Origin of the sequence: Paenibacillus pinisoli (assembly GCF_003605435.1) — a bacterium.
GTDB classification, from domain to species: domain Bacteria; phylum Bacillota; class Bacilli; order Paenibacillales; family Paenibacillaceae; genus Pristimantibacillus; species Pristimantibacillus pinisoli.
The window spans coordinates 327,799-354,058 of record NZ_QXQB01000004.1 but is presented as its reverse complement, the minus strand read 5'-3'; the positions used below and the strand labels follow the sequence as shown (position 1 = coordinate 354,058).

The following is a 26,260-nucleotide window of genomic DNA, read 5'->3' as shown; positions in this document are numbered from 1 at the left end:
AAGTCTAGCACAACGAAAAGTTCATGATTTCTTCTATTTTGCCCAAAATATTATGACATAATTACCCAGATGGTCGTGCATGGATCAGATACAGCATCTTCAGCCAATGCCTCTCCATATGGACGATATGCAGGCCCGCCCCCTTGACCAGTTCCTCCATATTGCGTGTATGATGGCAGCCGTGCAACCGGTACAATAGCGGATTCAGCGTTTTTTGAAGCGCTGCAAGGACACCGTTGCTGCTGATCCCAAGTTCCATCAACAGGATTTGTCCGCCCGGCTTGCACCACCGTTTCATTTTTGCAACAACCTGTTGAGGATTCACATAGCTGCATAGCGACAACGTCGATATTACCGTATCGAAGCCATGCTCGGGAAACTGGAGCTCATCGATATCCGCTTGCAGGAAAGAAACATCGATGTTATATCGTCCCGCGGCAGCCTTGGCTTTCTCCAGCATCATGCCGCTAAAGTCGGCAGCCGTCACCCGTACCCCGGAAGGATAATAAGGAAAATTCGCCCCGGCACCGACTGCAAGCTCCAGCACATCTCCTTCCGCATGGCTCAGCAGCCCGCGCCGGAACCGCTCCTGGCTCGAATCCCCCCTTCGTCTGTCATACATATCCGCTTGCTTATCGAACAGCCGAACGCGGCGCTCCTTGTCCATCCTTGTCATCCCCCACTTTCCATCAACCTTTAGTTCGCTCTGTTCTCCCAAAAGTAGCCGCCATCCACTCGGCAAACCGCTCTTTCTCCTCAAATTGCGGGTAATGCGCGGAATGCTCGAACACGATGAATTCCTTCTTCGGAGCCTCCAGAAGCTCGAAGTAAGCCTGAGCCGCTTTTACGGAAGTCATATAATCGTGCGCGCCCATCACAAAATAACAAGGAATAGCGAGTTCCCTTACGATTTCCGGCAAAGGCCGCGCCGACTCCTCCGCCAGCAAACCTGCTTGCGTCTCGGCAACGCCTCGCACATAACGAAGCACGTCAAGCCCGTTGTACTCCGGATTCAGCAAGAATCCCTCATAATAATCACGGTTGTCGTCGATTTGCCTTGACGCACCCCCGTATTTGCGAATCAAGCTGCGCGGAGTCATCTCCTCCCCGCTCTCTATAAGCGGCCGAAGCCGCTCCAGCTGGCGGATATCGGCTTCTGCTCGTGCAGCCTTCGCCTCCTTCAGCACATAGGCAAAGCTGTCCTGCTCGCTGGCATGATGGTCTCCGACCTGGCCAATGCCGATATAGGCAGAGAAGGACTCCGGCGACTTGGCAGCCGCCTTCATTCCGATGTAAGTGCCGAAGGAATGCCCGGCCAAAATAACCGTATCTTGCTTCAGCCGCGTTTTCATTTGCTCCGTCAGAGCCAGTAGATCGTCCACAAGCTGATCGGCTGTCAAAACCGAATAATCCTCAAAAAAATGATAAGATTTGCCGCTGCCCCGCTGGTCATAATGAACAATTGTAAATTGTTTCTCCAGCATATTCTGATACTTCCGCACATACGGAATTTCCGAGCTGCCGGGTCCGCCATGTACAAATAAAAGGATCGGATTGTTTCGATTCTCGCCGCGAATCATCACCGTATGCCTGGCTCCATTGATGTCGATGCTCTCCAAGACACTTATGCTGTTATCGCTTTTAATGGCAGGCGTCCAAGTGGGATGGAACAAGACGGCTGCAGCTATAATGGCTGCAAGCGCCGCCCATGCCCAGCGTTTTTTTCGTTTATTTCTTATCCCCGTCATTCCCAGAATACTCTCCCGGCCATGGTTCATGTGATTGTCATACTCTAAGCCCCACATTATACCAACGGCCTCTTGGCGTCAATGAGATGTGAGCATGCTCACACTGTCATCAGATGTCAATGCAACTACGGGCATGTTCCCGCTGCCATTGAAGTCACCGCATTGCGCGCTTTCTCCGCTGCATCAAGGCTTCGCGCCGCTGCCCGGGCTGGCTGCCATGGTCGAAAGCTTGCGGCGTGATCCGAATTGAGCGAGATAAAAGATGAGTACGCCCGCATGAAGCAAGGCCAGCACAAGGTAGAGATTGCTGAATACCGCGCTGCCGCTATCCTGATGGATGGGATTGACGGACGCCGCGGCCTTCCATTCGGCAATAATTCCATACAGACCGGAAGCCATGCCGTGCGTAATAAAGCCGCACATGGAGAACAGGCCCATCCCTACCCCGGCCTGCTCCTTCGGCAGCGTTCTGGATACCGTGTTCGACATCGTAATCATCATAAAGGACTGTCCGACGTTGCCCAATATAAGTATGGCGGCAATCCACCAGCCCGGAGCAGCAGCGAAGGACGACAGCAGGACAAAGCAAACCATGATGAGACTGGAAGCGATTGTGTACAAGAAAGCATTGCCCTTGCGGTCAGCCAGCTTGCCAGCCTTTCGGCCCAGTATTGCGGATACGATTGCCGCCGGCACCATGACCATCCCGATCCAATACGGAGGAAGCTCCTGAACGCGGGACAGCAGCACCGGCGTCAGGAAGTAGAACGACACGCCAATGCCGTTCACCATTACAGCAATGAATATCATAAATGAATACTTGCGGTTGCGGAACAGCTCCGGTCTAATGAACGGCTCTGCGGCGCTGCGAATGCGCCAGATGAACAAAACAAGGAAGATTAGTCCCAGTCCCAGAGCGAGCCAGGAGGCATTCGTGAAACCAAAAAGCACCAGTCCAGCGGCCGCACCCAGCAAGATGCCGCCCAGCCAGTCGAACGCTGTCTTCGCGCCGCGATCATCGGGCAAATAAGCACGATAGAATGGAATCAGCGCAAGCAGGGCGATCGGGAAGCTGAACAGCCATCTCCAATCCGCAAAGCTCGTCATCAGCGCCGACAAGACCGGACCGAGCGCGCTGCCCAGCGCCAGTCCGGCCGCAGCCATCCCTAGCGCTGCGCCTCTTCTCTCCTGTGAGATATACCGAATCGGAATAAGCATGGCGACAGCCGGAATGGATGCCGCGCCGACCGATTGCAGGCATCTGGCCAGCAGGGCCATGCCGAAGCTTTGAGAGAAAAGGCCGACGATCGAGCCTGCCGCAAATACCAGAAGGCCGAACGTCAATATATCTTTCAACTTGAAGCGGTCCGACAACTTGCCGTACGTCACAGTGCCGACAGCGTAAATCAGCGAATAAGCCGCCGACATCCAGCTAACCTGCGCCAGGCTCAGGTTAAATTCAAGACTTAACTGGGGCAGCACGATATTAAACATCATAGCGCTCATAGACGACAGCATCAGCGTTACCAGTATCACCCGAAGCAGCTTTGCCGTATGGGCGGATTGAACTTCCGCACTCATTATACATCTCTCCTCATTGGAATCATCATTTTGCACTCAAGAATATTGAATGCAAGTACTTACTTACATTACTTTCATAAAAAAACTAGGGAGTTAAAGCCCTAGTAAAGGTATTGACGCTTTCATCGATAAACTCATCTACCGATGACAAGCCGAGGGAGGAGTCTTCCCCTTGCAGCAGGCTCATGAACGCCCCGTGATTCATCCACATGAACGCTTTGGCCTGCAGCTCGGAATTGCATTCCGAGAGCTTCCCGCGCCTCTTCATCTCATTGAAGTATTCGATCAGCAGCTCCTGCAGCTTCTGCGGGTGCCTGTGCGTCGAATCCTCGAACTGTTTAATGATCGGTTTCTCCTTGAAGGCAATCTGCATAATCTTCCGGTTGCGGTTCATCAGCTCATGATAACGCCTGCTGATCGCCAGCAGATCATCGTGCAGGCTATACGTCAGCTTCTGCTGGAACAGCTTCTCCATCTCTTCCGCATAGTGATTACGATGAAACGCCTTCTCAAGTAAATTCAGCTTGCTGCCAAAATGACGGAACAGCGTCACCTCATTCACGCCGGCATAAGCTGCGATTTCCTTCGTTGACACACCGTTGTAGCCTTGCTCCGCCACAAGATCAATGATCGCTCTCATCAGCTTCTCGGCGGTGCCAAGCTTGCCGTTAACGATAAGACCCCTCCTTCCCGCAGTAATGAAATGCAAGTGATCACTTTCATTTAACGATATTCTACTTCTGCTTTCCGCAATTTGCAAGCCCAAACTTTCAAGCTTCTACAATTCCAATCATAAAGCCGTCATAACCTTTGCTTCCTACCGTCTGAATAGCGGTGCAAGCCACTCGCGGCGCGGACGCCAGCTTATCAAAAAATTGGCGTGTGCCAATCACCCGCGCATCCTCGTCCTGGCCGTCAATCACCGCGCCGTTCCTTACCACATTGTCTCCAATTATGACTGTGCCGGGACGGGACAAGCGAAGCGCCCAGTCGAGATAATGCGGGTTATTCGGCTTATCCGCATCGATGAAGATCAGATCGAATGGCTCCGCTCCTTCCTCCGCCAGCGCCTCCAACTGATCCAGCGCAAGACCCACTCGAATCTCCACAACGTCTCCGAATCCCGCCCGCTCAATATTTTGCTCCGCTACCCGGGCATGAAGCGGTTCATATTCCAGGGTAACCAGCTTTCCTCCCGCAGGCAGCGCTCCAGCCAGCCAGATCGTGCTGTAGCCGCCAAGCGTCCCGATCTCCAGAATGCGCTTTGCCCCTTGAATTCTTGCCAGCAATTGCAGCAACTTCCCCTGCGCCGGCGACACGTCGATAGGCGGCAAACCCGCTTCGCGGTTGGCCTCAAGCGCCGCAGCAAGCGCAGCGTCAGCTGGAATCAGCTTCTCCTCCACATACCCGTCGACTCTCGTCCATAACTCCTGTTGATTGCTCATGCTCCCAGCTCCCTTTTACAAGAATGAACTTCTAGCTATATTGTAAAAGGTTTATTATCATAAATATAATATATGTTTCTGTCTAACCTATATATTCGGTATATGAATTGAAAGGGGAATGAACCATGAATCTGCACGCGCTGCGCCTTTTCCATACCATAGCCTCTACCGGCAGCGTCACTCGCGCTTCGGAGCTGTTAAATATAAGCCAGCCTGCGATTACATCGCAGATCAAACGCTTCGAGAAGGATCTGGCGCTGCGGCTGCTGCGCCCGGAGGGACGGGGCATCGCCTTAACCGAGGCCGGAGAACAACTGGCTGTACTGGCAAGCAGACTGTTTGCAGTGGAATCCCAGATCGAGCAGTTTGCCCGGGATTACAGAGAAGGCGCTATCGGGCAAATCCGGGTCGCAGCCACCTATCTGCCTGCACACTTCCTTCTTCCGGCCTGGATAGCCAAGTACAAGCAGGCATACGAAGGGGTCGAGATGACAATCCACACGACCGATTCCAGCGGGGCGCTGCATAAGCTGCAGCAAATGGAAGCCGATATCGCCATCTACGGCGGCATCCCGGAGGAATATCCCGATTCGATCGCCACAGAGCAGCTGTTCGAGGACGAGCTGTGGTTCGTTGTGGCGCCGGGGCATCGGTATGCCAGCCGCCATGTGACGTTAACGGAGATGATGAAGGAACCGTTCGTTATGCGCGAGACCGGAAGCTCGACCCGGGAGCGGCTATTTGCCCTGTGCCGGACCTGCAATGCGCCAGCGCCAAGAGTTGCGCTGCAATTCAACGGCCTTCATGAAGCCATTACGGCTGTCATTGCGGGCTACGGGGCGAACTTCGTATCCTCCCTTGCCGTCCGGGACAAGGTAGAGCGCGGCGAGCTGAGCCGGGTTTATGTCGATGGCGTGCAGCCCATCAATTCCATCGCCGTATGCACGCGCAAGAACGAGCCGTTATCGGCAGCTGCCGCCCGGTTCCTCGACTTGATCCGCAGCCATCCTGCCCGTTCGCGGTAAGGGTTGCTCACATTTCCGTCCTTCGCCGCTCATAGAATGTAGAAAAACGGCTGGAGGTACGGACTGTGAATGAATTGCACAACCGGGTCGATCAAAGCATCGGCCAGCTTGCCGATTGGCTGATCGGTGAACAGAAGGAGGACGGCTCCTGGCGCTTTTGCTTTGAGAATGGCACGATTATCGATGCCTATGTCCTGATCCTCTTTCGGCTGCTGGAGCATGAAGACGAGGAGCTGCTGCGCCAGCTGCATGACCGGATCGCCGCAAGCCAGCAGCCCGACGGCTGCTGGCGGCTGTACCATGATGAAGAGAAAGGCAGCTTATCCGCTTCGATCGAGGCCTATTACGCCCTGCTTATTTCCGGCTACAGCTCGGCTGGCGACGAGCATATGCAGCGGGCCAAGGCCTACATATTGTCGCGCGGCGGCATCGGCATGGTCCGCAGCACCTTGACCAAGACGATCCTTGCGGCGACGGGGCAGCGGGAATGGCCGCGCTCGATAGCTGCCATCCCGATGGAGATTATGCTTGTGCCAAGCGAGCTGCCGCTTAGCTTATTCTCTTTCTCCGGCTATGCGCGCGTGCATCTTGTGCCGATGCTGGTCATGGGCTCCCGCAAGTACTCGCTTCGCACTGAACGGACGCCTGATCTGTCGCCGCTCTATGCCAATCGGGACGCCGAGGATGAATCCTCTTTTCCTTCCTATATCGAGATGCAAAAGCATATCCGGGCAGGCATGGCGAGATTGATCGGCTCGCCCCGCTCTCTCGCCGATGCCGCCACTAGCAAGGCGGAGGCGTTCATGCTGGAGAGGATTGAAGGCGACGGCACCCTGTACAGCTATGCCACCAGCACGATCTTTATGATCTTTGCCCTGCTGGCTCTGGATTACGGCAAGGAGCATCCTGTTGTCCGGAAAGCTTGCCAGGGACTGGCCGATATGCGCTTCCATACGGAGGGCATAACAACGATACAAAATTCCCCCTCCGACGTATGGGATACCGCATTGATCAGCTACGCGCTTCAGGAGGCAGGCGTCTCCCACCGCCATGATTCCATCCTGAGCGCCAGCGCCTTCCTGCTGTCGAGACAGCATACGCGCAAAGGAGATTGGAGCAAGCATAATCCGAATACGCCTCCCGGCGGCTGGGGGTTCTCCGAGACAAATACGATGAATCCGGATGTTGACGATACGTCTGCCGCGCTCCGTGCCATCCACCGGCTAGCGGTGGATGAACCCGTATATGCCGAAGCATGGCATCGCGGCTTTCGATGGGCTCTCTCCATGCAGAACAGGGACGGCGGCTGGCCGGCCTTCGAGAAGGAGACCAACAATCAGATGCTGACCTGGCTTGCCATCGAGGGGGCCAAGTCGGCGGCAATCGATCCTTCCGAAGCGGATTTGACCGGACGGACGCTGGAGTTTTTAGGAAATTTTGCAGGAATTCAATCTAATGAAAGGTTTGTGAAAAGAGGCGTCGATTGGCTCATTCGGAATCAGGGGAAAAACGGCTCGTGGTACGGCAGATGGGGCGTTTGCTATCTGTACGGCACATGGGCGGCGCTCACAGGACTCGCTGCCGCCGGTCTGCCGCCCACCCATGACGCTTTAAAAAATGGAGCCGAATGGCTCCTCCGAATGCAACAAGGGGATGGAGGCTGGGGCGAATCCTGCCGCAGCGACTCTAGTCCGCATTATATCTCCATCGGCGCCAGCACGCCGTCCCAGACCGCTTGGGCGCTTGATGCGCTGATCGCCGTATCGCCTGAGGCGACTCCCGCCATCAATCGCGGCGTCGAGCGGCTGATCGCATTTTTGCATGAACGCAACTGGAAGACGGATTATCCGACGGGCGCGGGATTGCCGGGATACTTCTATATCCACTACCACAGCTACCGGTATATCTGGCCGCTCGTGGCGCTGTCCCATTATAAGAACAAGTTCGGCTCATAAGTGCGCAAGGATGTTGACCAGCTTGCCGAAGGGATCCCGCACATAGAAGCGTCTTACGCCCCACGGCTCGTCTGCCGGGCCATATTCGATGCTAATTCCTGCCTGAACACAGCGCGAATAGGCTTCATCGACATCATCCACCTCAATGGACAGGTCGGGGACCGGCGTGCCGTTCCCCCCTTCGGAAGCTACGCTGATCTGAACCTGCATGTGCCCGTCCTGTCCGTAAGTCGTGATCCATCCGTGGTCCATCAGCCTATCAAGGCCCAGCACCTCCCCATAAAAGCGCTTGGCGGCTGCCGGATCTGCAGCAGCGACAGCGATATTGGCTACGATTCGTTTAACCTCCATAAATTCTCCTCCATACCCGATAATGGCCGCTTAGCTGCGTGGCGCTGCCGCTTCTGAAGAGAACCTCTCGCGGAACATGCGGGGCAGATGCTGAATTTTGTAATCCAGCGTATCCAGACTGCGCTGCACCTCCCCCAGCTGGTCTACGACCTTCTTCCGGTGCTCGACGAGAATGTCGACTCCCTTCTGAAGCACCGCGTCATTGTCCATGCAGTGCTGAATAAGAGTGCGGATATCCTTGATCGGCATGCCTGTATTCTTCAAGCAGCAAAGCAGATCGAGCCAGTCGATATCCTGCTCGCTGAACACTCTGGTTCCGTTCTGGCGGTCTACAAAGGGAAGCAGCCCTTCCTTGTCGTAGTAACGTATCGTATGAATCGATAAATCCGTTTTTTGTGCGACTTGCGAGATTGTATAATACATGCCCGTCGTCTCCGTTTCTTCATTGCAGATTAATGTTGCTTGTCAACATACGGCGATGGTATTCCTGCAGGCCATTGAGGCATTCTAATAAAAGGCTGTTGACATAGAGTCCACTCTAGCGGTTATCGTAGTGATGTACCCTATTATACTCAATTTCGGGAGGAATCAAGGCATGAAATTCATAGACATCGCCGGAACGGACCTTCGCGCATCCAACATTATTATGGGCAATATGCGCCTGAAGCAGCTTTCGCTTGCAGAAGCGGAGAAGCTTATTCGCACAGCTATTGAACAAGACATCAACTTCTTCGACCATGCCGACATCTACGGAGCCGGCTCTTGCGAGGAGCACTTCTCCGAAGCGGTCGGCATGACGCCTTCCTTGCGCGAAACGATGATCCTGCAGAGCAAATGCGGCATCCGCAAAGGCTTCTTCGACTTCTCCAAGGAGCATATTATCGCTTCAACCGACGGCATTCTAAAGCGTCTGAACACCGACTATCTGGACATTCTGCTGCTTCATCGTCCCGATACGCTGGTCGAGCCGGAGGAAGTGGCAGAGGCGTTCAACGAGCTTCATGCCAGCGGCAAGGTGCGCCACTTCGGCGTATCGAACCATACGCCGATGCAGATTGAGCTGCTGCAGAAGTACGTGCCGCATAAGCTGATTGTGAACCAGATGCAGCTAAGCGCTACGCATACGCCTATGATTGATTCCGGCATCGCTCTGAATATGAACATCGATCAATCGGTTAACCGCGACAGCGGCGTGCTGGATTATTGCCGCTTGAACAACATCACCATTCAAGCGTGGTCCCCGTTCCAGAAAGCCTTCTTCGACGGTCCGTTCCTCGGCGACCTCGAGAACTATCCAGAACTGAACAAGCTGATCGATTCCTTGGCGGACCAGTATGGCGTGACAGCTACCGCTATCGCCGTCGCCTGGATCACGAGACATCCGGCGAACATCCAGGTCGTTCTTGGCACAACCAATGCCGGCCGTCTGCAGGATGCATGCCAAGGATCCGATATCAAGCTGACGCGAGAGGAATGGTACGGCATCTATACAGCGGCCGGCCACATCCTACCTTAAGGCTTACCGCGTTACTCCCAGGCCGGATTCCAGACGACTTCCCACAGATGGCCGTCCGGGTCCATGAAATGGCCGGAGTAGCCGCCCCAGAATGCATCATGCGCCGGGTCCGTTATTACGGCCCCGGCTTTCTCTGCTTGCTCCATAATGCGGTCCACTTCTTCCCTGCTCCCCACATTATGTCCAATTGTCAGCTCGGTCGAGCTTGCCGGCCCAAGCGGCACTTTGGCTTCATGCGCCAGCGACTTGCGCTCCCAGACCGCCAGCCTCAGCCCGCCCTGCAGCTCAAAAAATCCCACAGCGCCATGCTCGAACTCCGTGCCTATAATGCCTTCGGTCGGAAAGCCTAACCCATCCCTGTAGAAGTGAAGCGAACGCTCCAGATCGTCTACGCCTAACGTTAATACCGTAATGCTTGGCTTCATCATTGACATGTCTCCTTCGGGAGCTGACGCAATCCCGCTAAGATTTGGCCTTAATAAATGCCATCATCATTTCCTTCACCAATAGCAGCTGCTTCTCCGGCTCGACATCCGATGGCAGCATCAGCACGTTCTTCTGATACGCCAGCTTGCTGGCAAACAGCCCGAACGCATTCACAAGCGTAATGAGCATCTCCTCCGCCGGAAGATCGGTGCGGAGCGAGCCGTCCTTTTCGCCTTCTTCAATCATCGCTGTGAAGATTGCGAATATTTTCCGGCCCGCTATTCCATGCTCGCTGACATCGCCGTACAGCCCTCTGGCATGCGCCACATTCAGATGCAGATCCTCCAGAAACTTGATGAAGGAGCTTCTCCGCTCCTCCAGCAGCGAAATAAAGTAGTCGAACAAGAGGCCGATCTTCTCCAGGCATGTCGCATTCTGCTCGGCTATGCTGGCAAAGGTCAGCCGAATCTCTTCCATAATTCCGTCCGCGAGCACGGTAACAAGCTGCTCTTTGGCAGGAAAATACCGGAATACCGTGGCGACGCCGATTCCCGCTTCTTTGGCGATATCGTTCATGGTCGCTCCCTCGATCCCTTTGCGGAAAAATACCGATTCCGCCGCCTGCACGATTTGCTGATAACGGGCTTTTTTGCTTTCGTCGCGTTCTTGCTTGTATCGATCTTGAGGCTTCATTGCATGTATATCCCTTCTGACTCTGTATGTCCAAATTATAACCTCTGCATGTCCGCTATCACAAGGAATGCCAGCCCCGCACCCCGGGAATTGAATAATGAAATCGAAGATGATATAATCGTTATGATGATGATAGTCATCACTATCACCATTAATTTAAACTTTCATACCACCATCGAGGAGGCAGACATAATATGACACGAATGAATGGAAAAGTAGCTATTGTAACTGGAGCGGGTAGCGGCATGGGACTGGAAGAGGCCCGCTTGCTGGCTCAGGAAGGCGCCAAGGTCGTATTGACAGACATTAACTTTGACGCGGTCCAGGCCGTCGCGAAGAGCATTCAAGAGGATGGCGGCGACGCCATTGCCATCAAGCATGATGTGGCGTCGGAAGACAACTGGAGCGAGGTTGTCGCGGAGACTGTGAACCAATACGGCAAAATCGATGTGCTGGTGAACAATGCCGGAATCTCCATGGCCGTCGGCCTGCTGGACACGTCGATAGATCAATGGAATAGAGTCATGAATATTAACGTGACTAGCGTGTTTCTCGGCATGAAGCATGTTATCCCTCATATGGTTGCGGGCGGAGGCGGCTCCATCATCAACATCTCCTCCATTGCCGGCTTGACCGGCAGCAGCGGCGCTGGCGCCTATACAGCTTCCAAAGGCGCGGTGCGCATGCTGAGCAAAGCGGCAGCAGTCGATTTCGGAGGCCAAAATATCCGTGTCAACTCGGTGCATCCGGGCTTTATCTCTACGCCGATGAGCAGCCAATTCGTCGAGGATCCGCAAATGCTGCAATTCTTCCTGTCCCAGACCGCTTTGCCGCGTGTTGGACAAGCCTCGGAAGTAGCCCAGGCCGTTCTCTTCCTGGCGTCGGATGAAGCTTCTTATGTGACAGGCGTAGAACTGCCTGTCGACGGCGGCGTTACGGCAAAATAATGAGCCGCTGCACCAAGGCAGCGTAATGATCGATACAGTAATCGCCCTCTTTCGCAATCATGCGAAGGAGGGCGATTGTGCTTGCTTCAACGTCTTATTATATGCGCCGATCTTGTCCGTGACCGCTTTGGCTGCGGCAATCTGCCGCTACGCTCCGAAAGGAATATCCTATCAGAGCCTTTAAAGAGAGAATGCCGCCTTTAATGGGCGGGCTTCGCCTCATCGATGCGTCTCAGATGCTTCCGGTTTAGCCCAATGAAAACCACCGACAGAAGCACAAACCCGGCACCTACGAAAAACGGGAGATGGACGTTGAAATGCTCTGCCAGCTTATTGGCCATAAAGGGAGCAATCGCCGCCCCAATGAACCGCAGAAAGCTGTATGCGGCAGACGACGTCGACCGCGCGACAGGCGCGGCATCCATCACCGCAGTCGTAATCAGCGTGTTGCTGTTGCCGAGAATCGCTCCAGCGAAGATGACCGCTGCAATAACCACTTCCTTGGTTGCCGTGAAGATGCCCATCACAGCTAGATCGAGCACGAACAATAACAGCATCAGGTACATCGCCTTGATCGTGCCGAACCGCTTCTGCAGCTTGGGAGCCATGAAGACCGACGTGACGGCAAGCAGCACGCCCCAGCCCAGGAAGACATAGCCCATCCCTTGCGGCTTCAGCCCCATCACAAACGGCGCATAAGCCATAATCGTAAAGAAGCCGACATTATAGAGCGCCGCCACGATGCCGAGCACTAGCAGCGAGCGATGCTTCATGGCGCGGAACGGCGCGAGCACAGAGGTCGGCGCTGACGGAGCGGCGACTGCCGGCTGCTTTTGCTTCGGCATGGATGTGGAGAGCACAATAAAGCCGGCCAGCATCAGAATGGAGACGCCGAAGAATGGCCCTCGCCAGGAGATGGACCCCAGCGTCCCGCCGAGCAGCGGACCGACCGACATGCCGATGCCGACTGCCGCTTCATAGAGGATGATCGCTTTCGCTGTGCCATTGCTTGATAATGAAACCATAGCCGAAAGCGCGGTTGCGACGAAAAGCGCATTGCCAAGTCCCCAGCCTGCGCGCAAGCCGACCAGCGTCCAGATGTCGCCGGCGAATCCGCCGAGCAACGATACAAGCGCAATTACGCCGATTCCCGCCAGCAGCGTACGCTTAATGCCAAGCCGCGTAGATACTGCGCCCGTAATCAGCATCGCCACCGCCATTACAGCGTTGTAGCTGGTGAACAGCAGGCTTACTTCGCTTGGCGAGGCCATCAGCTTCTCCGACAGCTCCCGCAGAATCGGATTGACCAGCCCCATGCCCATAAACGCAATAATACTCGTAAAAAAAACGGCCCATACCGACATCGGCTGACCGAGAAAGCCGCTCTTCTGCAGAGCGCTGTTCAGCTCCGCCGGAGCTGCTGTTGATTTTGCTAATGATGACATTGCTCTATCCCCTTTTGATCTGTTTTCAGATAAACTTGTATGATACAACTATTTGATTGTATAATACAATTATATAGCTGTCAATGAACCCGTAATCCTGTTTCTTTGTTGACAATCCCCCTGTATCCCTTATGATGTTCATGAACAGCCGAAAAAAGAAGGAGGCGACTTCAAGGTGGGCGACCGCTCATTAGATACAATTGAATTCGAGCTTGCGGTACTGATCCGCAGGGTCACATCGATTACAGCGAACAAAAAAGGAGCCAAGCTCGACAGGGCCGCCTACTTGCTTCTGCATCAAATTTCGGAGCAGGGCTCAGCCGGCGTGAAACAGCTGGGCGAAGAGCTGCAGCTTGATATTTCCACCGTCAGCCGCCAAGCTGCCGTGCTCGAGCAGAAGGGCTATGTTCGGAAAGTGCCGGATGCACAGGACGGGAGAGCTTATTTCTACCAAATAACAGAGCTTGGCGAAGCGGATCTTCATGAATATAGACAGTCCAGACTGGCCAGCATCAGCCGCTTGGTCGAGGGCTGGGACGAAGAGGACCGTGAGCAATTCGGACGGCTGCTTGCGAAGTTCAATAAGTCGCTGAAGCATCGCACAGGTCCAGACAATAATAAGTGAATACAGCAAAGGCTTCCGAATCGAATTCGGAAGCCTTATTGCTCTTTACTAAAAATATAGGCGCGCTTATGCCCCAGTCTCCCGCAGGCTTACGGCAAGGGCTTCTGATTGCGCTTGCTCCAAATATTGACCCAACCGCTCTACATGATTGCGCTTATCCGCAAAATCAGCTTCTATGGCGAAGTCGGATCGATTGTATTCCAGCAGCGGCACGTAGTCGGACGGAATCAGCTCGTCAGGCGCTCCCGTATTGCGGTAGGCGAAGGTCAGCCGATCGACATTGCCAATCATGGCGAACAATACAATCGCATTGTTCCGGCTTTGCCTTGCAAACTCCGGATCGCTAGCCGCATCGGGAAGCTCTCCGTATCCGGCCGGATCTGCCGGCTCATAGAACAGCGTCAAGCCATATGGCTGCTCCGAGCTGGCAATCGCGATATATCTCTGCATATAGCCGGGGTCCGGAGACGGCAACCAGCTTGCAATTCGGGATACTTTGGAGTTGTCGCCGACATACATTGTCATGTCTTCGGCAATCCCTTCCAAGTCATACCCCGCATACAGCACGGCAGGCTCTTCAACCTGCGCCGGCGATTGTCCAAGCGGCCCGGCAGCCCATACGAACAGCGCTCCCCACAGAAGCGCGGCTGCTCCTCCAAGCGCTGCGATCATTATGATTTTTTTAGACGCATTCCCTTTATTCGCAATCATAATTCCATATCCCCTATTTCCAAATCTTTATCGTGCTTTCTATCCTATCCATGATATAGTAAAAATGCATCCACTTCAAAGGTCAGGTTATGACATAGGAGGAGTTCCATGGACTACATAAGGGATTATGCCATGTATGCGTCAATCTTCGGCATGTTCAGCTTTGTCTGGTTCGGATGGGCGCAGGAGCGTCCGCGCAGTGGCTGGCGCCCCTACCTCGGCATTGCGTCCGGCATTGCGCTGCTGGTCTGCTTATTCGGCGTATACCTAAGCATTAAGAATTGGAGCGAGCCATCCGCCCTGAACGATGACGCTTCATTCACCGTTTATCTGATTACCGTCTATATCGAGTTTTTCCTCGCGGGACTGGGCGCTTTTCTGCTCATCCGCAAAAAACAAAGCGACTTCGTCGCGCCATGGATCGCCTTTATCGTCGGCATTCATTTCATCGGTCTTGTCAGCGTGTTCGACGATTCTGCTTTGTACGTGCTGGCCGCGCTGCTGGTTGCTGTACCCGTCATCGCCGTTTTTTGGGCGCCCAAGTTGCAAGTGGCCAGAAGCGCCATTACTGGCATCGGCGCCGGCACCGTCCTATTCGGCTTCGCCATTCTTGGACTGATTCGTTTCTTTTCTGCATAGCAGGCATTAGATCAACCTATCGAACTTATCATTAGCTTTGGCTTTATTAAAGGAGACTGCGTCTCCTTTTTTTTATGACATACGGATTGACTGCCGCAACGCATCGGACTATATGAGCGAGGAGTCTGATCGTATGCTGCTGGACGCAGCCGTTTATTTGGACGTATGGATGTGGCTATTCGTTGTGGTGTTTCTCCTTCTTGACGGCGAAGAAATCGTGACGATGGAGCGGTGGGTACGGAAGCACGGGGAAAAAGCGAAGCCCGCACTCGACCTTCGCTTGATTGATTTCAATAAAAATGTGACGGCGCAGTTCGCTGTAGCCGTGCTGGTTCCAGCGGTACTTCTGTTAGGAGGCCGGATTGCTCCCCGCCGCTCCCGGGGCTGAAGGATAACCGGCTGCTTCCGCTTCAGCCGTCTCCGGATTCGCCCGGTATTGGCCCGGCGTCATTCCCGTCCACTTCTTGAATGCGCTCTGGAACGCGCTGGGCTCGGAGAAGTGAAGGGCATATGCAATATCGCCGACGGATGTGTTCCGATTGCGCAAATATCCCATCGCCAGCTCCTTGCGCACTTGCACGGACAGATCGTTAAACGTCGTGTTTTCCGACTTCAGCTTATGCTGGAGCGTTCTGACGCTCATGCCGAACTGCTCTGCCGTATGCTGCAGGGTCGGGTAGCGGTTCGGCAGCGTTTTTCTCATCCAGTGCATAATTTGCTCCTGCAGCCCGCCTGCTGCCGTCATCCCATCCTTCGTTTCCTGAACAATCGACTCGAAGAGAGACAGCAATCTGGGATCGGAATAAATGACAGGGTACTCCAGCGTTTCCTTGCTCATGCGCAGACAGTTGCTCTCGCATCCGAAGCTCGGCGACAGGCCGAATACCGAATAATACGGCTCCAATTCGGATGGCGCCTCATGCGAGAAGCGAACCTCCCGCAGCGCAATGTGCCGGTTGCTCAGCTTGCCGATCATGCAGTAGAGCGAGCTGGCCATATCCTCCATGCAATGGCGGGAAGACCCTCCGCCGTCATCAAGCTTCATCGTCAGCAGGAAGTCTTCGCCTTGAACCTCCCACCCCAATTGAAATCCGCTGCACAATATGACGTTATACCGCTGATAGGCCGCCAAAGCATCGCCAACCGTTTTGGAATGCATCATCACGTAGCCAAGCAAGCCCATATCGGCAAACTCCATAATCAGCCCTTGGTGCAGGCCGAAATGCTCATCGCCTGTATAAGAAGCCGCCTCCAACATAAGCCGCTTCAGCTCGGAGCCCGGAATACGGGCTTCCACGTCCTGAAGCAAGGCAGGGTCGAAAGAGGCATGCCTGCAAAACTCCTCTGCATGGAATCCTTTATGCACAATCGTCTTCATGACGGGAAATACCATCGAGATCGCTACACTGGCTTCACTCATCATCTTCACCTCCAACTGCGCAAATAAGCAATCTCAATTGCGTATTCGATCATAGTTCCTTAATCGGATTCCCTATATTCTTGATATAGATCCTGCATCACTATCTTATAGGAGGAACATTCCGATGAAAACAAATATTCTGGTTATTAACGGCCATCCCGATCCCCAAAGCTTCTGCTCCGCGTTGTCCGAGGCTTATATAAAAGGCGCCGCAGAAAACGGGGCAGAGGTACGGTATCTCGATCTGAGCAAGCTCAGCTTCAATCCGATTCTCCAATACGGCTACCGCCAAAGAACGGAGCTGGAGCCCGGACTGCTAGAAGCTCAGGAGCATATCCGCTGGGCTCATCATCTCGTCTTTGTCTATCCTACATGGTGGGGAGCCATGCCTGCCCTGCTGAAAGGCTTTTTCGACCGCGTCTTTCTGCCCGGCTTCGCCTTCAAGTACCGGGCCAATTCTCAGCTGTGGGATAAGCTGCTGACCGGACGCACGGCGCATCTGATCGTTACGATGGATACTCCGTCCTGGATCAACCGGTTGATCTACCGTCATGCCGGCCATAACGTGATGAAGCGCAACATCTTGCAGTTTTGCGGCATCAAGCCTGTACGCGTCACCGAGATTACGCCGGTTCGGCCTTCCACTCCCGAGCAAAGAGCCAAATGGCTCAATCAGGCTCAGCGGCTGGGAGCTAAGCGCGCCTAAACGCGGCAGCATGGAAGAGTCCAAGGAGCCGCCGAGCATCGCTGGACGATGCCTCAGCCAGCAGCCTAAGCTTTAAGAGAGCTAAGCGCCTTCCATCTCGCTGCCCAGCTCGATCAGCTTATTGATCGTATTCCAGTTCCGCACCGTGGAAGCCACCCCCAGCTTCTCCACATGGGCGGACAGCTTGGAGTTGCGCACGCTGAGGCTGTACAGCAAGTACAGGTTGTTGCCATCCAGCACATACCGGTCTTCTCCAATGTCGATGCCCGCAAGCTTCTCCAGCTTATCCGGACTGGGCTGCTCCTGCAGCATCGACACATAGAGCACTTCTCCTTCTGCGGCAGCCTTCGCCTCGGCAACTTGCTCCTCAGTGAACGGCAAATTCCGCCGGATCGTTCTAAGCTCGTCAAGCGTCCGCATGACGACCTTGATTGACAATCCGAAATCCGCTTCGATTTGCCGTTCAATACGCTCTCGGAGCGGCAGCTCCTCTTGGGCCGATTCGAAGAGGATATTGCCGCTTTGGATATAGGTTTGCACGCGCTGCAAGCCGATTGCGGCAAGCGATTCCCGCAGCTCCGCCATCTTAATTTTATTTTTCCCACCTACGTTAATGCCGCGAAGCAATGCCATATAGATGGTCACTGGACGGATCACCGCTTTCATTGGAATAAGTCTATTGCTATAGTAGCACATTTCGCTTAACTGGAAAGCTCCATCCACTTCTCCATCTTGTCCGACAGCGTCGCTTCCAGCGCTTCTCGCTCTCTCCAGCTCCGCTCCAGCAGCTCCGTATCGCCGCTATCAGACTGTATCATCAGCTCGCTGTCCAGCTCCTTCAGCTGCTGCTCCAGCTCGGCAATCTCGCGCTCCAGCAGCTCATGCAACTGCTCGCCGCCTTTGTTCCGCCCCTCTTGATCAACCGCCCTCGCTTGCCGCCGTTCTTCCGCTGCCGGCTGATTCCGGCCGCTGTCCTTGATCGGAGGCGATGGCTCCTGTAGTGCCCGTTCATTCCTCTTCGCCTTATAGTCATTGTAATCGCCAAGATAAGAGACGATCCGCCCTTGCTCCAGCTCCCAGATCCGCTTCGCAAGCCGGTTCATGAAATAGCGGTCATGGGAGATCGCCAGAATGGTACCGGGGAATTCCTCCAGCGCCTCCTCCAGCGCCTCGCGCGAATCAATGTCGAGATGATTGGTCGGCTCATCCAGCAGAAGCAGGTTAGGCTTGCGTCTGACGAGCAGCGCCAGCCTCAGCCGTGACCATTCTCCTCCCGACAGCGAACCCAGCGGCTTGAACACATCATTGCCGTAGAACAGATAGTGAGCCAGCACATTGCGGGCCTCTCCATCCTCAAGGCCATCTTCAATGCGGAAATAGTCCAGCACCGTCTGCTTCGGATTCGCGATCGCTTCTTGCTGGGCCAGATAGCCGATATCTACGCGGGAGCCGATTGCGAGCTCGCCCCCATCCGGGCCTTCCGCGCCGAGCAGCAGCTTCAGCAGCGTCGTCTTCCCGGCGCCGTTGTCGCCAAGCAGCGCAACCTTCTCGCCGTAGAGCAGACTTCCCTCTGCCTCATCTAAGATAACCCGGTCGCCATACTGCTTGCGCACGCCGGAGAATTCAATCACTCTTCGGGCAGACCGGTCCAGCGGCGTTAGCTCGAACTCTGCAGCCTTGCGCTCCAGCACCGGACGCTTGATCTTCTCCATCCGCTCCAGCGCCCTGCGCATCGCGGCGGCACGTTTGAAAAACTTTTCGTTATCGCCGTTTCTGCCCCACTCTTCAAGCTGGCGAATCGTTTCCTTCATCTTCTTGATCACCTTCTGCTGCTCCTGGTACTGGGCGAATTGCCGAAGCAAGCGCTCCTCCTTTTCCTTCAAATATCCGCTGTAGGAGGCCAGATACAGATGGGATTCACCATCCTCCACCTCAATCGTCTCTGTCGTGACGGCATCCAGAAAGTAGCGGTCATGCGAGACGATGACATACGCGCCGGCATATCGGTTAAGGAATTGCTCCAGCCATTCGATTCCCTTCAGATCCAGATGATTCGTCGGCTCATCGAGCAGCAGCAGCTCCGGCCGCATGACCAGCTGCGAAGCAAGCACAATCCGCGTCTTCTCGCCGCCGGACAGACTGCCGAAGAAGCGGCTGTCCTGGTTCCGGTCGATCTGCAAGCCGGCTGCAATCTGGTCGATATTCGTCTCCATCTCATAGCCGCCGCCCTGCTCGAATTTCTCCTGAAGCTTCGCGTAGTCTTCCAGGAGCCGATCCAGCTTCCCGGACGATTCCGCTATCTCGGGCGAGGACATCACTTTCTCCAGCTCTGTCATCTCTCTTCGGATGGCTTGCAGTTCCCTGTAGCCGAATGCCAGCACTTCATAGACCGTCAGGCTCTCGAACTCGGCCGGGATTTGCGGCAAGTAGCCGATCCCCAGTCCTTTCCTGATCGTCAATATACCCTCGTCGACCCGGTCATGTCCGGCGATTAGCCGCAGCAGAGTCGATTTGCCGCTGCCGTTGCGCCCGATCAAGGCAACTTTGCTCCCTTCTTTCAGTTGGAAGCTTATATTCTCCAGCACCAGATTGGCGGCATGGTATTTTTTCACGTTCTGCACTTGTACAATAATCATCTCAAGATCCTCCTAATAGTTGAAGATCCTGACCCTCGCGCGCAATAAAAAAGAGGGCCGCGGCAATAAGCACGCGACCCTCCGGATGGTAAAGCAGTCCGTAGCGGTTAAGGCAGGCGTCTTCTCGCGAATGTTGTAATCGTATAGTTGAAATTGGACAGACTGATCCCGTTAACGGTAACAGCATGAACAATGCCAGACATTGCCACTGGCAGCTGGCTAATACGATTGTTCGCCATTTCGAGATTCACCTACCTCACCTCCTTCGTCATAATGCAACTAATATACCATGATGCAGCAGAGGTTTGCAATCGGTTCTCGCTTGACCATCCATGCCCTATCATTCACAGACGAAAAAAAGCATCTCCGCCGCGCCAATGGCAACGGAGATGCTTGCTTATGCCCGTTTCTTGATCACCGGAATCCAGATTTCGCTCCTGTAGTCGGGCAAGGAGGTATCCTTCGATTCATTCCACAGCAGCTCGGGACCTTCTGCAATCTCATAGCCGGAAGACGGGAACCATTCCGCATAAATTCTGCCCCATACTTCCTGCAGCGCTTCCGGGAATGGACCTGTTGACTCGAATACCGCCCATGTCCCCGCAGCCACCTCCAGCTTCGCCAGATGCTCCGGCACAGGTTCAGTTGAGGCTACGCCGATATAATGATCCAGCGTCCCCTGCTCCTCCATCCGTCCCTCCGAGAAATTCACCGAAGCGCTGATCAATCCCGCGGGCTCGATATTCGACAGGCTCTTAAGCAGCAGGATGGTGTCTTGATCCAGACTGCTCCACATGCCCGCGATTTCCGGATTGACGCCATGAAACTGGATGTTGACGGTCTTCATCAGTCCGGCGATGCGATATGCTTCCTTCTCTACAATTCGTACGTTCATCTCCATGCCTCCTTGAATGGTTAATCGGAAGGCCATGCGCGGATAAGCTTTCAGCCGCTGGCCTGGAAGCCTCGCGTCCGTCGGCGTTACACCGTGCAGCTGCTGGAACGCTCTTGTGAAGGCGTCCGGAGAGCTGTAGCCGAATTTCAAGGCGATATCAATGACGCGCGCATCCGTGCCCTGCAGCTCAAGAGCAGCCTGCGACAGCCGCCTGCGCCGGATATATTCCGAGACGGACACTCCTGCAAGGAATGAGAACATGCGCTTGAAATGATGCTCTGAGCATAACGCAATCCTTGCCGCCTCTCTCACATCAATCTCTTCATCCAAGTGATCCTCCATATAAGCAATTGCGCGGTTCAGATGCTCCAGCATATCCGCTCATCGCCTCCTTTCATTCACAGATTAGCATGCGGACCGATAGGCCGGCCCGACGATTCGGGTTCAAGTTCAGCAGGGTCTGCTCTTCTGATTAAATATTAGCCGGCAAGCCTCATTACTCCTTCCTGCCCGGCAGCAGATACAGCTTACAGGCGCGAGCCTCCGCTTGCATCAAGCAGCTGGCCGGTTATCCACCGGCTGTCTGGCGAAGCAAGGAATGCGGCCATATCCGCAATCTCCTCCGGCTGGCCCCATCTGCCGAAGACGGATAATCCGGCGGCGAACTGCCGTCCATCCGATGAGCCAAGCGTATCCGCATTCATATCCGTCTCCACAATTCCCGGCAATAGCGCATTAACCCTGATGCCGCGATCGCCCAGATGCTGAGCCAGCACATGAGTCAATGTATTGACTGCGCCCTTGGAGACGCTATAGCCCAGCACATTCGGCAAAGCGATGCGTGTGACCGCTGACGACAGATTAATGATGCTCCCGCCTTCCCGAAGCCGGGGCAGCGCTTGCTGGATTATTAGAATTGGCGCTTTGACATGGAGATCCATCACCTCATCCAGCGATTCGGCCGTAATATCCTCTATCGTCCGGTATTGCCCTATTCCCGCATTATTGACCAAAATATCGAATTGATCTCCGCCTGTCCGAACCGTTAATGCTGCATCCATCGCCGACAACAGCTGATTTGGACCGTCAGCCGCCAGCAAATCCGCGCCAATCGGGAATGCGTCCCCGCCGCTTCCTCTAATCTCTTGCACGACATCGTCCGCAAGCTCTGCATTGCTGCCGTAATGTACGGCAACCAATGCTCCATCCCGCGCCAACCGCAAAGCGATGGCCCTGCCAATCCCTCTGCTTGCTCCCGTCACCAATGCGATCTTGCCGTCCAGCTTTTTCATGAACCTTCATCTCCTCTTCGTGTGTTCATGTCCGTTATATCACGGGCCGGATTGCACAATGTTGCTCTCCTATTGGAGACAATGGCACACCACAATATTTTGACAAGAATCCGAAATGGGACTACTCTATTCATTAGCCGACTAACTAATTGAACCGGAGGCGATAACTGATGACTCTTCCCACATCCAAAAAGCCGATTACCCGGCTTATGTCCCATATTGTAAGAAGACATCATCAACAGGTTCATACGGAGCTGAACGGGCATGAAGTCTATCCCGGTCAGCCTCCGCTGATGCTGGCGCTGGCCAGAGATGGCGGACAAAGCCAGAACGAGCTTGCGCGCAGGCTCGAGATCAAGCCCGCTACACTGACTGTCATGCTGAACCGCATGGAGAAGAACGGCTTGGTCCGGCGCGAAGCAGATCCGGCCGATCTGCGCATATCCCGCATTTATTTGACTGCCAAGGGTTTCGACACGGTATCCCTCGTCGGAGAAACGCTCGATCGGCTGGAGCAACAAGCCTTGCAGCAATTTACCGCCGAAGAAGAAGCGTTGTTCCGCAGCTTTCTGATGCGGGTGAAAGATAATATGGATAACTAACCGAGGTGCACTTATGTTTAAATTATTGTCCTATTTGCGGGCGCACTGGATCTATGTCCTGCTAGCGCCGCTGCTGATGCTGCTTGAGGTATGCATGGATCTGCTGCAACCGTTCCTCATGGCCAGCATCGTCGATAAAGGCGTTATGCAAGGCGATCTGGCGCATATTCGCGATACCGGCCTCATCATGCTGGGCGCAGCTTTGATCGGACTGATCGGAGGCTTCGGCTGTACCGTCTTCTCCTCGATTGCCGCGCAGCGCTTCGGCGCGGATCTGCGGCATGACGTATTCCGCAAGGTACAGACCTTCTCCTTCCGGAACCTGGATGACCTGGGTACAGGGTCGCTCATTACGAGGCTGACCGGCGATATCACGCAATTGCAGACGATGGTTCAGATGCTGCTGCGCATCTTCGTGCGTTCGCCGCTTCTGGCGATCGGCAGCATAGTCATGGCCGTCATGATCAGCACTAAGCTGGCGCTCATTCTCGCGATAGCCGTACCGCTCCTGTTCATCGTCATGTTCCTGCTGATCCGCGCGACGCTACCGCTGTTCACGAAGGTCCAGCGGAGGATGGACAAGCTCAATACGGTGCTGCAGGAGAACTTTGCCGGCATTCGGGTATCGAAAGCTTTTGTCCGCAGGGATTACGAGAACAAGCGCTTTAACCGGGCGAACAAGGATTATACGGAGGCCGGCATGAAAGCGCAGCGGTTGGTTGCAGTCAACATGCCGATTCTGACCATGATTCTGAACGTATCGATCGTTGCCGTTCTATTGCTGGGCGGCAAGGATGCGATCGGCGGTTCATTCGAGGTCGGCCAGCTTGTCGCTTTCATCAATTATGTCACTCAAGTGCTGTTCGCCGTCTCCTCCGTTGCCATGATGCTGGTCCGATTCTCCAGCGCCAAGGTTTCTGCCGACCGCATTCAAGAGGTCATGGCGACCGAATCGGATATACGAAGCGCGGAGCATCCGGGGGAGGCACGCATCTGGAGAGGCGAGGTCGTCTTCGACCGCGTCACATTCGCGTATGGACAGGAGCCAGGACAAGAAGTGCTTCGGGATGTGAGCTTTGCAATCCGTCCGGGGCAGAAGACCGCCGTCATTGGCGCGACCGGCTCGGGCAAATCTTCACTCGTCAGCCTGATTCCGAGGCTGTACGATGCAACGGAAGGGCGCGTGCTCGTCGACGGCACCGATGTACGGGAATACGAGCTTGGCTCGCTCCGCCAGCGGATTGGCATTGTTCTGCAGGAATCCCTCCTGTTCTCGGGCACCATTCGGGACAATATCCGCTTCGGCAAGCCCAACGCCTCTGAAGAAGAAGTGATCGCCGCGGCTCAAGCTGCCCAGGCGCATGATTTTATTGCCGCGATGAAGGACGGCTATGATACGCTGCTTGGCCAGCGCGGCATTAATCTGTCCGGCGGCCAGAAGCAGCGGCTGTCCATCGCCCGCGCCCTTATCCAGCAGCCGGGCATTCTCATTCTCGATGACAGCACCAGCGCCATCGATATGGGGACGGAATCGCGGCTTCAGGCGGCGCTTGCGGAGCTGATGAGGGGACGCACCACGATTATGATCGCCCAGCGCATCTCCTCCGTTATCGATGCCGACAACATTCTCGTCATGGATGAAGGACGGCTGATCGCCGAGGGGACTCACGAGCAGCTGCTGGCAGGCTGCGAGCTTTATCGGGATATTTACCGGTCGCAGCACGGGAAGGAGGAGCATGTCTATGGCTAACTCGAATGACAGCAATAAGGCAGGCAGCGTAGAGGCTCCTGACCTCTCCATGCGCGGAGGCGCACGGGCCGGCATGTCCGCTCCAAAAGCTAAGCCGAAAAATACGATGGAGACCATTCGCCGTATTTGGGCTTATATCCGCGCATACCGTCGCGGCTTGATCGCTGTGCTGCTGCTTACATTCCTAACTACGGCGCTATCGCTAATCGCCCCGTATATGCTGGGACATGCCGTCGACGCTTATATCATCCCAGGCCGCTATGACGGACTGCTTCGTCTTGGCGGGATCCTGCTGGCTATCTACGCAGGAGCGGCTTTGACCTCCTGGCTTCAGCAGCATGTGATGGTGAAGGTATCGCAGCAATCGGTCCAGGCGATGCGGCGCGATCTGTTCGCAAGGCTTCAGCTTCTGCCGCTCCGGTATTTCGATGGAAAGACCCATGGCGAGCTGATGAGCCGCACGACCAACGATATCGAGAACGTATCCGGCACCTTGAATCAAAGCGTCACGCAGTTGATCGCAAGCGTATTGTCCTTGGCTGGGTCGCTTGCCATCATGCTGTACCTGAATGTGTGGCTGACGCTGCTGAGCATGGTTACCATTCCTCTCGTCATTTTATTTACGAAGACGGTCGCCTCCCGCACGCGTAAGAACTTCAGCAAGCAGCAGGCCAGCCTGGGCGAGCTGAACGGCTTTGTCGAGGAGACGGTGTCGGGGCAAAAGGTGATTCAAATCTACCGCCGCGAGCAGCATGCCGAAGCGCAATTCGCAGAGATTAACCGCAAGCTGACCTCAGCCGGCATCCGTGCGCAAATCTATTCAGGCACAGTCGGGCCTGTCATGAACATGCTGAACAATGCCAGCTTCGCATTGATTGCGGCGGTCGGCGGCTGGATGGCCTTCCGGGACTGGACGACAGTCGGCGTCATCGTCGCTTTCTTGAACTATTCGAAGCAATTCCAGCGTCCCCTGAGCGATCTTGCCAACCAGTTCAATCTTGTTCAGTCGGCTGTAGCCGGCGCCGAACGCGTCTTCGAGACGATCGACTCCGCTACCGAATATGAAGATGCTCCGTCTACGAAGACATTAGGGGCGATGAAAGGTAAAGTGGAATTCCATGATGTATCGTTCAGCTATAAGGCAGACACCCCGATCCTGAGCAATGTCTCATTGACTGCAAATCCAGGCGAGATGATTGCACTTGTAGGTCCTACCGGAGCAGGCAAAACAACGATTATAAACCTGCTGACCCGCTTCTATGACATCGGCTCAGGCCGTATTGCGATCGACGGCATCGCAATTAACGAGCTGGACAAGGACAATTTGCGCAGCAAGCTTGGCATCGTTTTGCAGGACGCCTATGTATTCTCCGATACCATTCGGGAAAATCTCCGGTACGGCAGACTCGATGCGACTGATGCCGAGATTGAAGCGGCGGCCAGATTGGCCAATGCCCACAGCTTCATCCGCAAGCTGCCGAAGGGCTACGACACCCTTCTGGCTTCCGGCGGAAGCAATCTCAGCCAAGGACAGCGCCAGCTGCTTACGATCGCACGCGCCGTGCTGGCCGATCCCGCCATTCTCATCCTGGATGAAGCGACGAGCAGCATCGATACGCGTACAGAGATGCATATCCAGTCCGCCATGCGCAAGCTGATGGAAGGCCGGACAAGCTTTGTCATCGCGCACCGGCTCAGCACAATCCGCGAAGCGGACCGGATTCTCGTCATCCGCGACGGCGGCATTGCCGAGCAAGGCACGCATGACGAGCTGTTAGCTCGCGAGGGCTTCTACTATGAGTTGTACAACAGCCAATTCAAACGTTCCGGGTAATCTCCCAGGCACAGAAAA

Annotated in this window: 28 protein-coding genes; 11 read left to right on the top strand and 17 right to left on the bottom strand. The window is 54.8% G+C overall.

Annotated features, from left to right (window positions below):
* Positions 1-61: 61 nt before the first annotated feature.
* The 5 genes from D3P09_RS18740 to D3P09_RS18720 all read right to left on the bottom strand — a co-directional run bounded on the left by D3P09_RS18740 (position 62) and on the right by D3P09_RS18720 (position 4,774).
* A complete protein-coding gene (locus D3P09_RS18740; RefSeq protein ID WP_120112923.1) occupies positions 62-667 on the bottom strand; it encodes a class I SAM-dependent methyltransferase in 606 nt (201 codons plus the stop codon).
* Positions 668-689: 22 nt separating this feature from the next.
* Positions 690-1,748 carry an alpha/beta fold hydrolase gene (locus tag D3P09_RS18735; protein ID WP_243644303.1) on the bottom strand — a complete coding sequence of 353 codons (1,059 nt, stop codon included), beginning with the start codon at positions 1,746-1,748 and terminating at the stop codon, positions 690-692.
* A 183-nt stretch (positions 1,749-1,931) separates the two neighbouring features.
* Positions 1,932-3,329 carry an MFS transporter gene (locus D3P09_RS18730; protein WP_120112922.1) on the bottom strand — a complete coding sequence of 466 codons (1,398 nt, stop codon included), beginning with the start codon at positions 3,327-3,329 and terminating at the stop codon, positions 1,932-1,934.
* Between the two features lie 85 nt (positions 3,330-3,414).
* A complete protein-coding gene (locus D3P09_RS18725; RefSeq protein ID WP_243644302.1) occupies positions 3,415-4,038 on the bottom strand; it encodes a TetR/AcrR family transcriptional regulator in 624 nt (207 codons plus the stop codon).
* 61 nt (positions 4,039-4,099) lie between these two features.
* Positions 4,100-4,774: an O-methyltransferase gene (locus D3P09_RS18720; protein ID WP_120112921.1), complete on the bottom strand. Its 675-nt coding sequence runs from the start codon at positions 4,772-4,774 to the stop codon at positions 4,100-4,102.
* A gap of 125 nt (positions 4,775-4,899) precedes the next feature.
* Here D3P09_RS18720 and D3P09_RS18715 point away from each other — a divergent pair, with 125 nt between their 5' ends.
* Together D3P09_RS18715 and shc are read left to right on the top strand one after the other, a co-directional pair.
* Positions 4,900-5,799 carry a LysR family transcriptional regulator gene (locus D3P09_RS18715; RefSeq protein WP_120112920.1) on the top strand — a complete coding sequence of 300 codons (900 nt, stop codon included), beginning with the start codon at positions 4,900-4,902 and terminating at the stop codon, positions 5,797-5,799.
* 65 nt (positions 5,800-5,864) lie between these two features.
* Positions 5,865-7,754, top strand: a complete 1,890-nt coding sequence (gene shc / locus D3P09_RS18710; protein WP_120112919.1) for a squalene--hopene cyclase — start codon at positions 5,865-5,867, stop codon at positions 7,752-7,754.
* Here shc and D3P09_RS18705 read toward each other — a convergent pair.
* Complete coding sequence (locus tag D3P09_RS18705) at positions 7,749-8,105, bottom strand: VOC family protein (protein ID WP_120112918.1); 357 nt, start codon at positions 8,103-8,105, stop codon at positions 7,749-7,751. The two genes, shc and D3P09_RS18705, sit on opposite strands and share 6 nt — an antisense overlap.
* A 30-nt stretch (positions 8,106-8,135) precedes the next feature.
* Positions 8,136-8,528: a MerR family transcriptional regulator gene (locus tag D3P09_RS18700; RefSeq protein WP_120112917.1), complete on the bottom strand. Its 393-nt coding sequence runs from the start codon at positions 8,526-8,528 to the stop codon at positions 8,136-8,138.
* Between the two features lie 172 nt (positions 8,529-8,700).
* On the opposite strand from D3P09_RS18700, the gene D3P09_RS18695 reads away from it, so the two are divergent.
* Positions 8,701-9,621 carry an aldo/keto reductase gene (locus D3P09_RS18695; RefSeq protein ID WP_120112916.1) on the top strand — a complete coding sequence of 307 codons (921 nt, stop codon included), beginning with the start codon at positions 8,701-8,703 and terminating at the stop codon, positions 9,619-9,621.
* Between the two features lie 11 nt (positions 9,622-9,632).
* On the opposite strand, the gene D3P09_RS18690 is transcribed toward D3P09_RS18695, so the two are convergent.
* A complete protein-coding gene (locus tag D3P09_RS18690) occupies positions 9,633-10,046 on the bottom strand; it encodes a VOC family protein (RefSeq protein ID WP_120113343.1) in 414 nt (137 codons plus the stop codon).
* Between the two features lie 37 nt (positions 10,047-10,083).
* On the bottom strand, positions 10,084-10,740 hold the full coding sequence (locus D3P09_RS18685) for a TetR/AcrR family transcriptional regulator (RefSeq protein WP_120112915.1): 657 nt from the start codon (positions 10,738-10,740) through the stop codon (positions 10,084-10,086).
* A gap of 194 nt (positions 10,741-10,934) precedes the next feature.
* Between D3P09_RS18685 and D3P09_RS18675 the strand changes: the two genes are divergently transcribed.
* Positions 10,935-11,687 carry an SDR family NAD(P)-dependent oxidoreductase gene (locus D3P09_RS18675; protein WP_120112913.1) on the top strand — a complete coding sequence of 251 codons (753 nt, stop codon included), beginning with the start codon at positions 10,935-10,937 and terminating at the stop codon, positions 11,685-11,687.
* A gap of 200 nt (positions 11,688-11,887) precedes the next feature.
* Here D3P09_RS18675 and D3P09_RS18670 read toward each other — a convergent pair whose 3' ends face one another.
* Positions 11,888-13,132, bottom strand: a complete 1,245-nt coding sequence (locus D3P09_RS18670; RefSeq protein WP_120112912.1) for an MFS transporter — start codon at positions 13,130-13,132, stop codon at positions 11,888-11,890.
* 175 nt (positions 13,133-13,307) lie between these two features.
* On the opposite strand from D3P09_RS18670, the gene D3P09_RS18665 reads away from it, so the two are divergent.
* Positions 13,308-13,757, top strand: a complete 450-nt coding sequence (locus D3P09_RS18665) for a MarR family winged helix-turn-helix transcriptional regulator (RefSeq protein WP_120112911.1) — start codon at positions 13,308-13,310, stop codon at positions 13,755-13,757.
* A 66-nt stretch (positions 13,758-13,823) separates the two neighbouring features.
* Here D3P09_RS18665 and D3P09_RS18660 read toward each other — a convergent pair whose 3' ends face one another.
* On the bottom strand, positions 13,824-14,468 hold the full coding sequence (locus tag D3P09_RS18660; protein ID WP_120112910.1) for a DUF4825 domain-containing protein: 645 nt from the start codon (positions 14,466-14,468) through the stop codon (positions 13,824-13,826).
* A 108-nt stretch (positions 14,469-14,576) separates the two neighbouring features.
* On the opposite strand from D3P09_RS18660, the gene D3P09_RS18655 reads away from it, so the two are divergent.
* On the top strand, positions 14,577-15,107 hold the full coding sequence (locus D3P09_RS18655; RefSeq protein ID WP_120112909.1) for a hypothetical protein: 531 nt from the start codon (positions 14,577-14,579) through the stop codon (positions 15,105-15,107).
* A gap of 133 nt (positions 15,108-15,240) precedes the next feature.
* The gene (locus D3P09_RS18650) at positions 15,241-15,495 is read left to right on the top strand and encodes a hypothetical protein (protein ID WP_120112908.1); all 255 of its coding nucleotides are present in this window, start codon (positions 15,241-15,243) and stop codon (positions 15,493-15,495) included.
* Here the strand turns inward: D3P09_RS18650 and D3P09_RS18645 are convergent.
* Positions 15,457-16,530, bottom strand: coding sequence for an AraC family transcriptional regulator (locus tag D3P09_RS18645; RefSeq protein WP_341538301.1), 1,074 nt, complete (start codon positions 16,528-16,530; stop codon positions 15,457-15,459). The two genes, D3P09_RS18650 and D3P09_RS18645, sit on opposite strands and share 39 nt — an antisense overlap.
* Before the next feature lie 121 nt (positions 16,531-16,651).
* Between D3P09_RS18645 and D3P09_RS18640 the strand changes: the two genes are divergently transcribed.
* A complete protein-coding gene (locus tag D3P09_RS18640) occupies positions 16,652-17,233 on the top strand; it encodes an NAD(P)H-dependent oxidoreductase (protein WP_120112906.1) in 582 nt (193 codons plus the stop codon).
* Positions 17,234-17,314: 81 nt separating this feature from the next.
* Here the strand turns inward: D3P09_RS18640 and D3P09_RS18635 are convergent, their stop codons facing one another.
* The 5 genes from D3P09_RS18635 to D3P09_RS18620 all read right to left on the bottom strand — a co-directional run bounded on the left by D3P09_RS18635 (position 17,315) and on the right by D3P09_RS18620 (position 22,056).
* A complete protein-coding gene (locus D3P09_RS18635; RefSeq protein WP_243644300.1) occupies positions 17,315-17,899 on the bottom strand; it encodes a DUF1697 domain-containing protein in 585 nt (194 codons plus the stop codon).
* A 35-nt stretch (positions 17,900-17,934) separates the two neighbouring features.
* Positions 17,935-19,869 carry a ribosomal protection-like ABC-F family protein gene (gene abc-f / locus D3P09_RS18630; RefSeq protein ID WP_120112905.1) on the bottom strand — a complete coding sequence of 645 codons (1,935 nt, stop codon included), beginning with the start codon at positions 19,867-19,869 and terminating at the stop codon, positions 17,935-17,937.
* Between the two features lie 107 nt (positions 19,870-19,976).
* A complete protein-coding gene (locus D3P09_RS27760) occupies positions 19,977-20,120 on the bottom strand; it encodes an RAxF-45 family protein (protein WP_165867501.1) in 144 nt (47 codons plus the stop codon).
* 146 nt (positions 20,121-20,266) lie between these two features.
* Positions 20,267-21,139 carry an AraC family transcriptional regulator gene (locus D3P09_RS18625; RefSeq protein ID WP_120112904.1) on the bottom strand — a complete coding sequence of 291 codons (873 nt, stop codon included), beginning with the start codon at positions 21,137-21,139 and terminating at the stop codon, positions 20,267-20,269.
* Positions 21,140-21,291: 152 nt separating this feature from the next.
* Entirely contained in the window at positions 21,292-22,056 is a 765-nt protein-coding gene (locus D3P09_RS18620) for an SDR family oxidoreductase (RefSeq protein WP_120112903.1), read from the bottom strand.
* 170 nt (positions 22,057-22,226) lie between these two features.
* Between D3P09_RS18620 and D3P09_RS18615 the strand changes: the two genes are divergently transcribed.
* Genes D3P09_RS18615 through D3P09_RS18605 form a run of 3 tightly spaced genes read left to right on the top strand, consistent with a single transcriptional unit; the run spans position 22,227 to position 26,242 of the window.
* Entirely contained in the window at positions 22,227-22,658 is a 432-nt protein-coding gene (locus tag D3P09_RS18615; RefSeq protein ID WP_120112902.1) for a MarR family winged helix-turn-helix transcriptional regulator, read from the top strand.
* Positions 22,659-22,671: 13 nt separating this feature from the next.
* Positions 22,672-24,408 carry an ABC transporter ATP-binding protein gene (locus D3P09_RS18610; RefSeq protein WP_120112901.1) on the top strand — a complete coding sequence of 579 codons (1,737 nt, stop codon included), beginning with the start codon at positions 22,672-22,674 and terminating at the stop codon, positions 24,406-24,408.
* Positions 24,401-26,242 (top strand): ABC transporter ATP-binding protein, encoded by a 1,842-nt coding sequence (locus D3P09_RS18605; protein WP_120112900.1) that lies wholly within the window; start codon positions 24,401-24,403, stop codon positions 26,240-26,242. Before D3P09_RS18610 ends, D3P09_RS18605 begins: the two co-directional genes overlap by 8 nt.
* Positions 26,243-26,260 lie beyond the last annotated feature (18 nt).

Bases quoted from the DNA above. Each gene is read 5' to 3' on its own strand.
- D3P09_RS18645 (WP_341538301.1), bottom strand. From the start codon at position 16,530: ATGATGAGTGAAGCCAGTGTAGCGATCTCGATGGTATTTCCCGTCATG.
- D3P09_RS18735 (WP_243644303.1), bottom strand. From the start codon at position 1,748: ATGACGGGGATAAGAAATAAACGAAAAAAACGCTGGGCATGGGCGGCG.
- D3P09_RS18640 (WP_120112906.1), top strand. From the start codon at position 16,652: ATGAAAACAAATATTCTGGTTATTAACGGCCATCCCGATCCCCAAAGC.
- D3P09_RS18605 (WP_120112900.1), top strand. From the start codon at position 24,401: ATGGCTAACTCGAATGACAGCAATAAGGCAGGCAGCGTAGAGGCTCCT.
- D3P09_RS18700 (WP_120112917.1), bottom strand. From the start codon at position 8,528: ATGTATTATACAATCTCGCAAGTCGCACAAAAAACGGATTTATCGATT.
- D3P09_RS18740 (WP_120112923.1), bottom strand. From the start codon at position 667: ATGGACAAGGAGCGCCGCGTTCGGCTGTTCGATAAGCAAGCGGATATG.
- D3P09_RS18675 (WP_120112913.1), top strand. From the start codon at position 10,935: ATGACACGAATGAATGGAAAAGTAGCTATTGTAACTGGAGCGGGTAGC.
- D3P09_RS18620 (WP_120112903.1), bottom strand. From the start codon at position 22,056: ATGAAAAAGCTGGACGGCAAGATCGCATTGGTGACGGGAGCAAGCAGA.
- D3P09_RS18650 (WP_120112908.1), top strand. From the start codon at position 15,241: ATGCTGCTGGACGCAGCCGTTTATTTGGACGTATGGATGTGGCTATTC.
- D3P09_RS18625 (WP_120112904.1), bottom strand. From the start codon at position 21,139: ATGCTGGAGCATCTGAACCGCGCAATTGCTTATATGGAGGATCACTTG.
- abc-f (WP_120112905.1), bottom strand. From the start codon at position 19,869: ATGATTATTGTACAAGTGCAGAACGTGAAAAAATACCATGCCGCCAAT.
- D3P09_RS18660 (WP_120112910.1), bottom strand. From the start codon at position 14,468: ATGATTGCGAATAAAGGGAATGCGTCTAAAAAAATCATAATGATCGCA.
- D3P09_RS18705 (WP_120112918.1), bottom strand. From the start codon at position 8,105: ATGGAGGTTAAACGAATCGTAGCCAATATCGCTGTCGCTGCTGCAGAT.
- D3P09_RS18655 (WP_120112909.1), top strand. From the start codon at position 14,577: ATGGACTACATAAGGGATTATGCCATGTATGCGTCAATCTTCGGCATG.
- D3P09_RS18695 (WP_120112916.1), top strand. From the start codon at position 8,701: ATGAAATTCATAGACATCGCCGGAACGGACCTTCGCGCATCCAACATT.
- D3P09_RS18730 (WP_120112922.1), bottom strand. From the start codon at position 3,329: ATGAGTGCGGAAGTTCAATCCGCCCATACGGCAAAGCTGCTTCGGGTG.
- D3P09_RS18635 (WP_243644300.1), bottom strand. From the start codon at position 17,899: ATGAAAGCGGTGATCCGTCCAGTGACCATCTATATGGCATTGCTTCGC.
- D3P09_RS18715 (WP_120112920.1), top strand. From the start codon at position 4,900: ATGAATCTGCACGCGCTGCGCCTTTTCCATACCATAGCCTCTACCGGC.
- D3P09_RS18610 (WP_120112901.1), top strand. From the start codon at position 22,672: ATGTTTAAATTATTGTCCTATTTGCGGGCGCACTGGATCTATGTCCTG.
- D3P09_RS18670 (WP_120112912.1), bottom strand. From the start codon at position 13,132: ATGTCATCATTAGCAAAATCAACAGCAGCTCCGGCGGAGCTGAACAGC.
- D3P09_RS18690 (WP_120113343.1), bottom strand. From the start codon at position 10,046: ATGAAGCCAAGCATTACGGTATTAACGTTAGGCGTAGACGATCTGGAG.
- D3P09_RS18685 (WP_120112915.1), bottom strand. From the start codon at position 10,740: ATGAAGCCTCAAGATCGATACAAGCAAGAACGCGACGAAAGCAAAAAA.
- D3P09_RS18615 (WP_120112902.1), top strand. From the start codon at position 22,227: ATGACTCTTCCCACATCCAAAAAGCCGATTACCCGGCTTATGTCCCAT.
- D3P09_RS18720 (WP_120112921.1), bottom strand. From the start codon at position 4,774: ATGAGCAATCAACAGGAGTTATGGACGAGAGTCGACGGGTATGTGGAG.